At 61.6% G+C, this 12,979-nt stretch carries 14 protein-coding genes; 5 read left to right on the top strand and 9 right to left on the bottom strand.

Going from position 1 to position 12,979, the window contains the following annotated elements; translation table 11 throughout:
- The 3 genes from AC0NIE_RS21095 to AC0NIE_RS21085 all read left to right on the top strand — a co-directional run bounded on the left by AC0NIE_RS21095 (window position 1) and on the right by AC0NIE_RS21085 (window position 2,551).
- Window positions 1-729 (top strand): glycerophosphodiester phosphodiesterase, encoded by a 729-nt coding sequence (locus tag AC0NIE_RS21095; RefSeq protein WP_473487016.1) that lies wholly within the window; start codon window positions 1-3, stop codon window positions 727-729.
- Window positions 730-771: 42 nt separating this feature from the next.
- Complete coding sequence (locus AC0NIE_RS21090) at window positions 772-1,989, top strand: GNAT family N-acetyltransferase (RefSeq protein WP_473487017.1); 1,218 nt, start codon at window positions 772-774, stop codon at window positions 1,987-1,989.
- 130 nt (window positions 1,990-2,119) lie between these two features.
- Complete coding sequence (locus tag AC0NIE_RS21085) at window positions 2,120-2,551, top strand: HIT family protein (RefSeq protein ID WP_473487018.1); 432 nt, start codon at window positions 2,120-2,122, stop codon at window positions 2,549-2,551.
- 84 nt (window positions 2,552-2,635) lie between these two features.
- Here AC0NIE_RS21085 and clpA read toward each other — a convergent pair whose 3' ends face one another.
- From clpA to AC0NIE_RS21065, 4 genes are all read right to left on the bottom strand, one after another.
- Window positions 2,636-5,104 (bottom strand): ATP-dependent Clp protease ATP-binding subunit ClpA, encoded by a 2,469-nt coding sequence (gene clpA, locus AC0NIE_RS21080; RefSeq protein WP_473487019.1) that lies wholly within the window; start codon window positions 5,102-5,104, stop codon window positions 2,636-2,638.
- Window positions 5,105-5,110: 6 nt separating this feature from the next.
- Entirely contained in the window at window positions 5,111-5,437 is a 327-nt protein-coding gene (clpS, locus tag AC0NIE_RS21075) for an ATP-dependent Clp protease adapter ClpS (protein ID WP_473487098.1), read from the bottom strand.
- 307 nt (window positions 5,438-5,744) lie between these two features.
- The gene (locus tag AC0NIE_RS21070; protein WP_123145836.1) at window positions 5,745-6,074 is read right to left on the bottom strand and encodes a phasin family protein; all 330 of its coding nucleotides are present in this window, start codon (window positions 6,072-6,074) and stop codon (window positions 5,745-5,747) included.
- Window positions 6,075-6,145: 71 nt separating this feature from the next.
- Entirely contained in the window at window positions 6,146-6,388 is a 243-nt protein-coding gene (locus AC0NIE_RS21065; protein ID WP_473487020.1) for a hypothetical protein, read from the bottom strand.
- A 2-nt stretch (window positions 6,389-6,390) separates the two neighbouring features.
- Here AC0NIE_RS21065 and AC0NIE_RS21060 point away from each other — a divergent pair, with 2 nt between their 5' ends.
- Window positions 6,391-7,806, top strand: coding sequence for a D-alanyl-D-alanine carboxypeptidase (locus tag AC0NIE_RS21060; RefSeq protein ID WP_473487021.1), 1,416 nt, complete (start codon window positions 6,391-6,393; stop codon window positions 7,804-7,806).
- 45 nt (window positions 7,807-7,851) lie between these two features.
- On the opposite strand, the gene AC0NIE_RS21055 is transcribed toward AC0NIE_RS21060, so the two are convergent.
- The 4 genes from AC0NIE_RS21055 to AC0NIE_RS21040 form a co-directional block, all read right to left on the bottom strand.
- Window positions 7,852-8,550: a DnaJ domain-containing protein gene (locus AC0NIE_RS21055; RefSeq protein ID WP_473487022.1), complete on the bottom strand. Its 699-nt coding sequence runs from the start codon at window positions 8,548-8,550 to the stop codon at window positions 7,852-7,854.
- A complete protein-coding gene (locus AC0NIE_RS21050) occupies window positions 8,550-9,281 on the bottom strand; it encodes a vWA domain-containing protein (protein ID WP_473487023.1) in 732 nt (243 codons plus the stop codon). The genes AC0NIE_RS21055 and AC0NIE_RS21050 overlap by 1 nt, the downstream gene beginning before the upstream one ends.
- A gap of 98 nt (window positions 9,282-9,379) precedes the next feature.
- Window positions 9,380-9,817 (bottom strand): DUF1489 family protein, encoded by a 438-nt coding sequence (locus AC0NIE_RS21045; protein WP_473487024.1) that lies wholly within the window; start codon window positions 9,815-9,817, stop codon window positions 9,380-9,382.
- Between the two features lie 87 nt (window positions 9,818-9,904).
- Window positions 9,905-11,308 (bottom strand): L-serine ammonia-lyase, encoded by a 1,404-nt coding sequence (locus tag AC0NIE_RS21040; RefSeq protein ID WP_473487025.1) that lies wholly within the window; start codon window positions 11,306-11,308, stop codon window positions 9,905-9,907.
- Between the two features lie 161 nt (window positions 11,309-11,469).
- On the opposite strand from AC0NIE_RS21040, the gene AC0NIE_RS21035 reads away from it, so the two are divergent.
- Window positions 11,470-12,225 carry a DUF599 domain-containing protein gene (locus AC0NIE_RS21035; protein ID WP_473487026.1) on the top strand — a complete coding sequence of 252 codons (756 nt, stop codon included), beginning with the start codon at window positions 11,470-11,472 and terminating at the stop codon, window positions 12,223-12,225.
- Here the strand turns inward: AC0NIE_RS21035 and AC0NIE_RS21030 are convergent.
- The gene (locus AC0NIE_RS21030; RefSeq protein WP_473487027.1) at window positions 12,162-12,971 is read right to left on the bottom strand and encodes a YdcF family protein; all 810 of its coding nucleotides are present in this window, start codon (window positions 12,969-12,971) and stop codon (window positions 12,162-12,164) included. The genes AC0NIE_RS21035 and AC0NIE_RS21030 overlap by 64 nt on opposite strands.
- Window positions 12,972-12,979: the final 8 nt, after the last annotated feature.

Raw genomic sequence — 12,979 nt, 5'->3', positions numbered from 1 at the left:
ATGACCGATCTTTCCTGGCTGACCGCCCGACCCGTTGCCCATCGCGGCCTCCACGACATGAACAAGACGCGCTGGGAGAACACGCTTTCCGCCTTTGCCGCGGCAGCCGAACGCGGCTATGCGATCGAATGCGATGTGCATCTGTCGTCTGACCGCATCCCGGTCGTCATTCACGACAGCGATCTGAAGCGGCTGACCGGCCAGGACGGCTTCGTCTGGCAGCGAACGGCAGCGGAGATGACTGCGCTCACGGTTGGCGGCACAGCAGACCATCTGCCGACCCTGCAGCAGGCACTCGACCTGGTCGATGGTCGTGTGCCGATGGTCGTCGAGCTGAAAGGGGTCCCCGGTCGGGACGAAGGCTTGGTGGAAAGCGTCGGCAAGATGCTCAAGCAGTACAAGGGCAAGGCGGCGATCATGTCGTTCGACCACTGGCTGATCCGCGATTTCCCGAAACACGCGCCCGGCATTCCGGGCGGGCTGACTGCTTATGGCAATGACGTCAAGCTGATCGAGGCGCATTTCGCGATGCTGGCGCACGACATCGCCTTCGCCTCCTACGCCGCCGGCGACCTGCCGAACCGGTTTGTCAGTTTCGTGCGCGAAAGGCTCAAAATGCCGGTCATCACCTGGACCGTGCTCGACCAACCGGCGGTCGACTTGACCTTTAGATACGCCGACCAAATGACATTCGAAGGATTCGAACCCGATCTTGTACAGGTCGCTTGAAACCGAGCTTGCATGGACCGGCACGGAGCTTAAATAAGCCTCATGGATCAAGGCGATGAAGGCGACGGGCAAACGGCGAATGGAGCGTATGCGATCCGGGTTGCCTCCGGCATCGGAGCCTTCACCTGCGCGGAATGGGATGGCCTCGGCGGTACCGCACGCGGCGACACAGAAAACGGCTACAACCCTCTCGTTTCATTCGCTTTTCTGAGCGCACTTGAGGATTCGGGCTGCGCCGTGCGGCGAACCGGCTGGCAGGGCCATCATCTCAGGCTGGAGACAGCGCAGGGAAAGCTGCTCGGTGCCGTTCCCTGCTACCTGAAATCGCATAGCCAGGGCGAGTATGTTTTCGATCACGGCTGGTCGGACGCGTTCGAGCGCGCCGGCGGGCGTTACTACCCAAAACTGCAATGCGCCGTGCCGTTCACGCCGGTCACCGGTCCTCGCCTGCTGGTCAATAAGGGCGGGGACAGTCGCGCCGTGAAAGCCGGCTTGGCAGCGGGCCTGAAGGCGGTGACGGACAAGCTCGGCGTGTCTTCCGCGCACGTAACCTTCGCGCAGCAGAAGGATGTCGGGGCGCTGGAAGCGGCGGGCTTCCTGCACCGCACCGACCAGCAGTTCCACTTCTTCAATGAAGGTTATTCGACCTACGACGATTTTCTCGCCACCCTGGCATCGCGCAAGCGCAAGGCAATGAAGAAGGAGCGGCGCGAGGCGCTCGCTCACGGCATCTCGATCGACTGGCTGACCGGCAGGGATCTCACCGAAAGGATCTGGGACGACTTCTTTGCCTTCTACATGGATACCGGCAGCAGAAAATGGGGGCGGCCCTACCTCAGCCGTGAGTTTTTCTCGATGATCGGCGAGCGCATGGCCGACGACATCCTGCTGGTGATGGCCAAGCGCAATGGACGCTACATTGCCGGCGCTATCAATTTCATCGGTTCCGATGCGCTCTACGGCCGCAACTGGGGCTGCATCGAAGACCATCCGTTCCTGCATTTCGAGGTCTGCTATCACCAGGCGATCGACTTCGCGATCGACCGTAAGCTGAAAGTGGTCGAAGCGGGCGCGCAAGGCGAGCACAAGCTGGCGCGCGGCTATAGGCCGGTGACCATGCATTCGGCGCATTACATCGCGCATTCGGGCTTGCGCAACGCAGTCGCCGACTATCTCAGGCGCGAGCGGCGCGAAGTGGAGCGGATGGGCGACTATCTTGAAGAGCACACACCGTTCCGCAAGGATATGGCGGACGATTAGGGCGACGTGCGTCCAATTGGACGCACAAAGTACGCTCTAACACTTTGAATCTCCGCATCGTACTTTCCGAAAATCAATTCCGATTTTCGGGTCGGTACGGTAGAGCAAGGCACAATCCGGAGCGCACGCCATGGCCGAAGCCACCTACGACAGCAGCAATATCTTCGCGAAAATCCTACGCGGTGAAATCCCGTCGCATCGCGTCTATGAAGATGACGCAGTTGTCGCCTTCATGGATGTGATGCCGCAAGGGCCGGGTCATACGCTGGTTGTGCCGAAGGCGCGGTCGCGCAACCTGCTCGATGCCGATCCGGCAGTGTTCGGCCCGCTCTTCGCAAATGTCCAGAAAGTTGCGCGGGCAGTAAAAAACGCTTTCGATGCCGATGGTGTCACAGTCATGCAGTTCAACGAGCCTGCTTCGGGCCAGACCGTCTTTCACCTCCATGTTCACATCATTCCACGCTTCGAGGGCATCCCCTTGAAGCCGCATAGCGGCCAGATGGAGAAACCAGAAGTGTTGGCTGAGAACGCCGGCAAGATACGAACGGCGCTGGGAAGCTGAAGCCGGGCGTCGCGCACCACGCCTTCGGCCACTCTTTATCCAATAAAAAAGCCCCGTTGCCGGGGCTTTTTAGCTTTCAGGTCATCACCCCTTGCGGGGCAGTTGCGGCACCAGGCTGCGCTTGCCGCCATCCTTGCCCTTAGGCTCCGCCTTCTGCGCGATCGCCTTTTTCGGGACGGGCTTCTTGATGGCAGCTTTCTTGGGTTTCGGCGTGTCGTCCGGTTCTTCCTTCTTCGGCTTGACCGGCGCCTCGTCGGCGAGTGACTCGAGCTTCAGGCCGGTCTCGCCGGTCTCCTTCTGCTCGACGGTGACACGCACCGTGCCGCCCTTCTTGAGCTTACCGAACAGCACCTCGTCGGCCAGTGGCTTCTTGATGTGCTCCTGGATGACCCGGCCGAGCGGCCGCGCACCCATTCGTTCGTCGTAGCCCTTCTCGGCCAGCCAGGCGATCGCCTCCTGCGACAGGTCGAAGGTAACGCCTCGCTCGGAAAGCTGGGCCTCAAGCTGCATGACAAACTTCTGCACCACCTGGTGGATGACCGGAATCGGCAGCGAGCCGAACGGGATGATCGCATCGAGACGGTTGCGGAACTCCGGCGTGAACAGCCGGTTGATCGCCTCGACATCGTCGCCTTCGCGCTTGGTCGAGCCGAAACCGATCGCCGCGCGCTGCGCATCCGAGGCGCCCGCGTTGGTGGTCATGATCAGGATGACATTGCGGAAGTCGATCTGCTTGCCGTTGTGGTCGGTCAGCTTGCCGTGGTCCATGACCTGCAACAGGATGTTGAACAGGTCCGGATGCGCCTTCTCGACCTCGTCCAGCAACAGCACGCAATGCGGATGCTGGTCGACGCCGTCGGTCAGCAGGCCGCCCTGGTCGAAGCCGACATAGCCGGGAGGCGCGCCGATCAGCCGCGAGACGGTGTGGCGTTCCATATATTCGGACATGTCGAAGCGGATCAGCTCGACACCGAGCGAGGCGGCGAGCTGCTTTGCCACTTCGGTCTTGCCGACGCCGGTCGGTCCCGAGAATAGATAGGAGCCGATCGGCTTCTCCGGTTCGCGCAAGCCTGCCCGCGCCAGCTTGATCGCCGAGGTCAACGCCGTGATCGCGGTGTCCTGACCGTAGACGACACGCTTCAGCTCGACGTCGAGACCGGCCAGCACCTTCTCGTCGTCGGCGGAAACCGTCTTCGGCGGAATGCGGGCGATGGTGGCGATCGTCGCTTCGATCTCCTTGATGCCGATGGTCTTCTTGCGCTTGGCCTCCGGCACCAGCATCTGCGAGGCGCCGGTCTCGTCGATCACGTCGATCGCCTTGTCCGGCAGCTTGCGGTCGTTGATGTAGCGCGCCGACAATTCGACCGAAGCCTTGATCGCCTCAGCCGTGTAGCGGACCTTGTGGAACTCCTCGAAATACGGCTTCAGACCCTTCATGATCTCGATGGCGTCTTCGATGGTCGGCTCGTTGACGTCGATCTTCTGGAAGCGCCGCACCAAAGCGCGGTCCTTCTCGAAGAACTGGCGGAACTCCTTGTAGGTGGTCGAGCCGATGCAGCGGATCGTTCCGGACGACAGCGCCGGCTTCAACAGGTTCGACGCATCCATGGCGCCGCCCGACGTCGCCCCTGCCCCGATCACCGTGTGGATCTCGTCGATGAACAGAACCGCGCCCGGATAATCCTCGAGTTCCTTGACGACCTGCTTCAGCCGCTCCTCGAAATCGCCGCGATAGCGGGTGCCGGCCAGCAATGTTCCCATGTCGAGCGCGAAGATGGTGGCGTTGTGCAGAACTTCAGGCACGTCGCCCTCGACGATGCGCTTCGCAAGGCCTTCGGCGATCGCCGTCTTGCCGACGCCGGGGTCGCCGACATAGAGCGGATTGTTCTTGGAGCGGCGGCACAGCACCTGGATGGTGCGGTTGATCTCGGACTCGCGGCCGATCAGCGGATCGATCTTGCCGGCCTTGGCCTTGTTGTTCAGATTGACGCAATAGGCGGTCAGCGCGTCCTGCTGCTGCTTTTTCTTGCCGCCGTCCTCTTGCGGCTCGGCTCCGCTCTGGCCGCCCTGCTCGTCGTCGGCGCCGCGCGGCGACCGCGTCTCGGATGCGCCGGGACGCTTGGCGATGCCATGCGAGATGTAGTTGACCGCGTCGTAGCGGGTCATCTGCTGTTCCTGCAGGAAATAGGCGGCATGGCTCTCGCGCTCGGCGAAGATGGCAACGAGCACGTTGGCGCCGGAGACTTCCTCGCGGCCGGACGACTGCACATGGATCACCGCGCGCTGGATGACGCGCTGGAAACCGGCCGTCGGCTTGGAATCCTCGTCATAGCCGGTAACGAGATTGTCGAGCTCGGTGTCGATATAGGTGAGAACCGTATGCTTCAACTCGTCGAGATCGACGTTGCAGGCCCGCATGACCGCGGCCGCCTCGGTGTCGTCGATAAGGGCGAGCAGCAAATGTTCAAGGGTTGCGTATTCGTGGTGCCGCTCATTGGCGAGCGTCAGCGCCTGGTGAAGCGCCTTTTCCAGGCCTTGGGAGAAAGCCGGCATGTTACCTCACTTCTTCTCCATCACGCATTGCAGCGGATGCTGATTCTGTCGGGCGAAATCCATGACCTGAGACACTTTGGTCTCGGCCACCTCGAATGTATAGACCCCGCACTCGCCCACTCCATGATTGTGAACATGGAGCATGATGCGGGTGGCGGCTTCACGGTCCTTCTGGAAAAAACGCTCCAGCACGTGAACCACGAATTCCATGGGCGTGTAGTCGTCGTTGAGAATGAGGACCCGATAAAGGCTAGGCTTCTTGATCTTGGTCTTGGTGCGCGTGATGACGGCCGTGCCGCGACCGGCCTCATTGCCGTCGCCGCCGTTTTGCATCCGCACTACATCTCTCGTGGCAGTCAAACCAATCGTCACGTAGCCCTGCCTTTTCGAATCCCCATATGAGTTCGACATGTAGGTCTTCGATGGACGATTTTAAGCCCTTCTGTTTAGCTGACAATATGGCTAGGTGGCCAAACTTGACCGATTTTTCGAAATCGTGAAGGCAGCAGAGCCCTCTTTTCAAATTGCCATGAAAAAACCCGGCCGCGCGTTCGCGACCGGGTCTGTAAAAAACCCGGCCGCGCGTTCGCGACCGGGTCTGTCTTGCAGGCCCGAGGGCCATCTTCACATTATAGCGAGATTATTTCGCTTTTGCGACCATTGATTCGAACGGCTTGTAGGCCTCTTTGGCGAGTTCGGCATAGAGATCGCCGATCTTGGTCGCTTCGGTGACGAAGGCTTCGTACGATTGCTTGGCAAAATCGGACTGGATCTCGATCGCCTTCTCCAGCGACTTGGCCGACAAAAGTTTCTCGGCTGCTGCGCTGCCGGCCTCGAAGCTTTTCTTGGTGTACTCGCCCGCCTCGGTGGCGATGGCCTGCGCACCCTTGGAAAGGGATGCGAAGCTCTTCAAGCCGGTGTCGGCAAACTCCTTGCCGTATTTGCTGAAATCTTCATAGGTCTGAGTCATTTCACGCTCCCTTGACAGTTGACGTTGAACAGTAGACGCGCCCTGTCCGGGGCCGCGTTGTGCAATGCAAGTTATATATTGTGCACTGCACAAAAAGTCAATGTTTCACCGAGAGCGGTTCCAGCCGACCGGCGCGGCATACAGGCCCAGCCACCGGCAATGGCTAAGATTCGAATAAAGAGAAGCTCAAGCCCGAGGAAAATGGTGAACACGGTGGTTACCATAAACGGATTGGTAACGCTGACCGCGATAGCTTGCTTGAAGTGAGGCAGGACCTTTGCCGCCTCCAGCAACAAAAAATTCAAAGGAACCATCGGTGCGTCAGGCGTTGTCGGGCATTCTCTCCAAATCCTCGTCCTCTTTGAAAACGATCATGATCCTCGCTTTGGCGATGACATTCGTCGTTGCCGACGCTGCTTCGTCGATGGCGGCGAGGTCAGCGGCCATCGTCATCGATGCCAAGACCGGCAAGGTGCTTTATTCTTCGAATGCCGATGGTCGGCGCTACCCGGCCTCGCTCACCAAGATGATGACGCTTTACCTGGCCTTCGAGGCCATGGCGAACGGCAAGGTCAGCAAGAACTCCCGGGTCGTCTTCTCGGCCAATGCTGCTGCTGAACCGCCAACGAAACTCGGCGTCAGACGGGGCGGCGCGATCACGGTCGAGACCGCGATCCTATCGATGGTGACCAAGTCGGCAAACGACTCGGCAACGGCGCTCGGCGAGCTTCTTGGTGGCAATGAAGCCAATTTCGCCCACATGATGACAGCCAAGGCGCGGGCGCTGGGCATGAAGGGGACCGTTTTCCGCAACGCCCACGGCTTGCCAAATCCCGGTCAATTCACGACCGCGCGCGACATGGCGGTGCTCGGCATCGCGCTGCGGGAGCATTTTCCGCAGTATTACGGCTATTTCTCGCAGCGTTCCTTTCTCTACGGCCGCAAGCGCATCAACGGCCATAACCGCCTGCTTGGGCGCATCAAGGGCGTCGACGGTATCAAGACCGGTTACACCCGCGCCTCCGGCTACAATCTCGTTTCCTCGGTCGACGACGGCGATCGCCGCATCGTCGCAGTGATCATAGGCGGGAAATCCGGCGGCAGCCGCGACAACCAGATGGCCGCATTGATCAACACCTACATGCCGAAGGCATCCTCGCGCGGCAGCGGCATGCTGATCGCCAAGGCCAGCGGCGGCAATCCCATCACCGCGCTGGCAAAAGTGTTCCTGCCCAAGCGCGATGCGCCGACGCCGGACAGCAGGCCGGACGACGATGCCCCGGACGGCGATGCCATTGCCTCGCTAGTTGAGGAAACCGAGCCCGCCGTTGAAGAAACCAGCCCCGTCGCCCAGACCAGGCCCGTCTCTCAGACCAAGAAGGTCAACACAGTGGCCGCGGCCACGGCGGACGATGTGGCGACGGCACGGGTCGCAGCTGCCTACGCCGAACCGGCGGCGGTCGATCCCGTCAACACCGCATCGGTGCCGTCCGGTTGGGCAGTCCAGGTCGCCTCTTCGCCAAAACAATCCGAAGCCCAGGCTCTCCTGGACGAGACGAGCAAGCAGGCGCCTTCGATCCTCGCCGATGCCACAGGTTTCACCGTCGCCTTCGAAAAGGACGGCGTCACCTACTACCGCGCCCGGTTCGGCTTTGGTTCGAAGACTGCCGCCTGGAAAGCCTGCAACGCCCTGAAGAAAAAGAAAATCGAGTGCTACGCCGTCCAGCAATAGACGGCGTCGAAAACATCTCCCGGAAAAATTCTGCGTCGAAGGAGACTAGTTGTGATCGGAGAGCAAGACGTCCTTGGCTTCATTGATCCGCGCCGCCAGAAAAGAAGTGCCGCCGATATCGGGGTGCAAGCGCTGCATCAGGCGGCGGTGCGCCTTGCGGACATCCGCCGCGGCGGCCCCCGCTTCAAGACCAAGGATCTTGTAGGCCTCCTCCTTAGTCATGGCGCCCGAACCTGGCGAAACACCCAGCCCGTCGCCACCATTCGCCTCAGCGTCTTTGCGCCAGATGGGAAATCTGCCGTCAAGATACGTCTCTAGCAACTGGCGGCTCTCCGGGTCGCCGGGGAGTTCGCGATAAAGCTGCTGCAATTCCGCAAGGCTCATCGTGCCAAGCATCTTGCCTTCATGGCGGCCGGCGAGCACGAGCCCCTCCAGACTGCCGGTATCGTGATCAAGCTCCATTTCGAGTGCCGCGGTGCGCACCGTCGAATGCTTGCCCGGCTCCAGTTTCGCCGTCGGCCGCTTCATCCGCATCGAGCCATACCAGGCGAGCGCCGTCGACAGGATCAAGCCGCCGATGCCTTCGCGTCCGACCAGAAGCACGGCGACGCCGATCAGCGCCAGCAGGACGGGGCCAAGCGTCCTCATCCCGCTTGCGAGTTTCGCGGGGTCGGCGCGGAGAAATACCGTGGCCACGCCGAGCAGCACCAAAAGCAACGCCACGAATGCGATAATCGCGCCCATTATTTCCTGCCGCCTCGCAGATGCTCGATCATCAGCCGGTCTTCCGGCCTCCCCCTGGCCTCCAGTGCCTTCAGCCCGCCGGTTGCAAACACGGCGACCGCCGAAAGCAGGCTGGCCAAGGTTGCGGCCGCCCGCCGATCAAATCGAAACCAAGCCCCTTTGGACAGCCGCGCAATTTCCTTGAATGCCTTTTCCGCCTCGGCATCGTGGCCCTCCTGAAAGACGAAGACAGGAACGCCGTGCAGGCCGAGGCTGCCGGCCTTTTCGGCCAGGTCGTCTATATTTTCTTCCATCGCATCGCCGATATAGACCAGCGCGTTGACCTTGGCCGCCGCCGTCTGTTTCAGCGCATGGGCGAGCACCTTGCCGATCTGGGTATGGCCGCTGCGGCATTCGATCCGCGTCATCAGCTGCTTCAGCGCGTCCGTATCGGTGACGAAAGCGGATGAGCGGCACTCGCCAAGACCACGAAAATAAACCAGTTGGACCTTGAGCGCCCCGGCCTTGCCGACGGCGTCGAACATCTCGCCCTGCAGCGCACAGGCGAGATCCCAGGTCGGCTGGCGGCTCATCGTCGCGTCGAGGGAAAGGATCAGCCTGCCTGAACCGGTCGCGGACGCAGCGAGCGTCCTCGCCTGACGGATAAAGGCGTCGATCTCGCCGGTGCTCGATTGGAACTCGACCGGCGCAGGATTGGCCTTTGCGGGCACGGGCTGCTTCTTGTCGCTCATGACATTCAAGATGTGGCGTTGTCGCACAGCTTGCAAGCCCAGCATGAGGCGACTGGAGGGCCAGCGGTCACGGCAGCTTTGAATTTTGGGGGGCCTTCCTAGAGAAGGCCGAGATCGGCAAGCTCGCGCCTGAGTTTCGGCGGCATCTCGACCAGTCCCGCTTTACCCTTGCCGAGATCGGCCGGTGCGTCCGACGGTTTCAGGTAGCGCCAGCCTTGAAAGGCGCGGCGCGGCTGCCATTCGGTGCGCACGACCGCGGGATCGAGCATCAGATGACAGCGGCCGATGCCGTCGTCATCGGTGAAAGGACGGATCTCCGTGATCAACTGGCGGCATTGCACATTGCCCTTGATCACCCAGTAGAGGGAACCGCCATCGGTAACCTCGGCGCCGCGCGTCGGCATCATGCGGGTGGTGTGGTAGTGCTCGACCGGTTCACCGGCGCGCCGCCGTTCGTCGAGGCGGAAGGCGATCCACCCTTCGAGGTCCTCGACGCTGTCGCAGCCGACACAGAGCTTTATGAGATTGAGAGACATGGATTAAGGTTTAGTCCGGCGTGCGAAGGCGTCAACGGTCGGGTCGACTTTCTCCACAGTGCCAGTGTTCGCAGTGCCGAGTCTGGGTCAGCATTCCACGATATTGACGGCCAGTCCGCCGAGGCTGGTTTCCTTGTATTTCTCGTTCATGTCGAGCCCGGTCTGGCGCATGGTCTCGATTGCGGCATCGAGCGGCACGAAATGAACGCCGTCGCCCTTGATGGCCAGCGAAGCAGCGGTCACCGCCTTGACGGCGCCGAGCGCGTTGCGCTCAATGCAAGGCACCTGCACCAGCCCACCGACCGGATCGCAGGTCATGCCGAGATGATGTTCAAGTGCGATCTCGGCGGCGTTCTCGACCTGCTCGGGCGTGCCGCCCATGACGGCGCACAGCCCCGCTGCCGCCATCGCCGAGGCCGAACCGACCTCGCCCTGGCAGCCGACCTCGGCGCCTGAGATCGAAGCGTTGGTCTTGATGATGCCGCCGATCGCCGCCGCGGTCAGCAGGAAATCGCGGATGCTTGGCTGGTCGGCCTCGGGATGGAAATGCAGCCAGTAGCGCAGCACCGCGGGCAGCGTGCCTGCAGCACCATTGGTCGGCGCGGTGACGACGCGCCCGCCGGCGGCGTTCTCCTCGTTCACCGCCATGGCATAGATCGACAGCCAGTCGTTGGCGAGCAGCGGATTGGGCCGGTTCTGCTGCCACTGCTCCTGCAGCTTGTCATGCAATCGCCGCGCGCGTCGGCGCACCTTCAACCCACCCGGCATGATGCCGTCCTGCGACAGGCCACGCTCGATGCAGCTCTTCATGGCGCTCCAGATGCCGTCGAGGCCGGCGTCGAGTTCCTCGCGCGGCATCTGCGTCTCTTCGTTGACGCGCTTCATGTCGGCGATGGAAAGACCGCTTTTTGCCGCCATCGACAGCATCTCGACGGCGTTCTTGAAGGGGTATGGAACCTTCTTGCCTTCCGTCGTCACCGAGCCCTTCACCTTCATCCGCTGCAGTTCTTCCTCGGAAACCACGAAGCCGCCGCCGATCGAATAATAGATGCGCTTGAGCAGCAGGCGATCGTCGGCATCATAGGCGGAGAAGGCCATGCCGTTGGCGTGGCCGGAAAGCGGCGTCTTGCGGTCCAGCACCAGGTCCGTTGCCGGGTCGAAGCGATAGGAGGGATGGCCGGGCGGCGAAATCCGCTTGTCGGCGGCAATACGGTCGACGATGCTGTCCGCTTGATCGGGGTCCACCGTCTGCGGCATCTGGCCGGCAAGGCCGAGCACGACGGCACGGTCGGAACCATGGCCGATGCCGGTATAGGCAAGCGAGCCGTGCAGGCTGGCAGCGAGGCGGTCGACCTTGGCGCCGGCCGGGCGTGGCCAGTCATCTCCCGCGACCTCGTCGAGAAAACGCCGCGCAGCCGTCATCGGCCCCATCGTGTGCGAACTCGATGGTCCAATGCCGATCTTGAACAGGTCGAAAACCGAAAGGAACACGCGCCGCTCTCTCCTATTGGAATTTACATATAGGAATTCCTGTGATGTTTCCGCTCTTTCGAAGATCGCGGCGCTGCACCTGCCGACCTTGTTTGCTCCGGCAGCGACATCGTTGCGTTCCGCCATCGAAGCGGGGCCACCGCTTGTGGTAAAAGGGTCGCATGGGCGATTCCTTTCATTTGTCGACGGCCGACCTCGTGGCGCTGGCCTTCTTCCTTTTCGTATGGGTGCTGCATACGCTCGCCTCCGACGGGAAGCTGGTCAGCCGCATGTCGCTGACGACAGCGATGAACGTCCAGCGCGAAGCCTGGATGCGGACCATGGCCGAACGCGAGATCCGCATCGTCGACACCGCCATTATGGCAGGTCTTCAACAGGGAACCGCCTTCTTCGCCTCCAGTTCGCTGATTGCGATCGGCGGCTGTTTTGCCCTGCTCGGCGCCTCCGATCAGGTTGTTTCGATGCTGAGCGATCTGCCCCTCGGCGCGACATCATCCCGCTCCGCCTTTCAGATGAAGGTGTTCGGATTGGTGCTGATCCTTGCCTATTCCTTTTTCAAGTTCGGCTGGGCCTACCGGCTGTTCAACTATTGCTCGATCCTGATCGGTGCGGTGCCGATCCGGCACGGCAAGGCTTCACGCAACCCGGTCAGCGAAACCGCGGTATGGCGGGCGGCGCGCATGAACATGCTGGCCGGAAAACATTTCAATTCCGGCATGCGCGGCGTCTTCTTCTCGATCGGCTATCTCGGCTGGTTCGTCGACCCAACGGTGTTCGTACTGTCGACGCTGCTGTTGCTGGCGGTTCTGGTGCGTCGCCAGTTCTTCTCGGCGGCGCGGCAAGCCGTGATCGGTCAGCCGCCCGAACCAACACCCGGTCCGGGGAAAAGCCGATCGATGCGGCCCGACAGCCAGTAGGCGACGAGCCCGATCCATTCGCGGACCGCCGTGCTGGCGGTTTGCAGCGAACCGAAGGGATCGTCGCGGAACATGCCGATGCCTTCCTTGCCGGAGGTGCGGTAATCGACCGGCCAAGGAACGGTGGCAAAGCCGGCCTTGTCGAACAGCGCCTTGGCGCGCGGCATGTGGAAGGCCGAGGTCACCAGCAGCCAGGTCTCGCCCGGTTTCGGGGTGACAAGTTGCCGGGTGAAGACGGCGTTCTCGTAGGTGTTGCGGGATTTTTTCTCGAGGATCAGCCGATCGGCCGTCACGCCAAGCGCGGCGAACAGACGCGGCGCCGTCTCTGCATCGCCCTCGCCTTCGCCGATCATTGCGATGGTGCCGCCTGAGATGACGACTGTCGCTGTCGGAAAATGCCGTGCCAGCACGGCCGCCGCGAGCATCCGATCGCCGCTTGCACTCAGTTCATAGCCGCCACGCACGAAATTGATGGCGCCCTCCATGCCGCCGCCGAGCACGACGATGCCATCGACCTTTTCCGGCAGCGGCGGGCGCGGAAACCGCTCTTCGAGCGGGTTGAGCATCAGCGCGCCGAGCGAGGTCCAGGTCGAGAGGGCGAGGATGAGAAAGGCCAGCCAGCTGCCGGTGGCAAACAGCTTTTTACGCCCGACCAAGGCAGCAAGCAACGCAACCAGCAGCAGGATGATCGCCAGATTCAACGGCTGGACGAGGAGCCAAAATACCTTGGAAAGATAGTAGAACATCCCTCACC

Source organism: Mesorhizobium sp. WSM4842, assembly GCF_055901575.1.
Note: the sequence above shows the minus strand (reverse complement) of the source record. Positions and strands in the feature narration are given on the sequence as shown.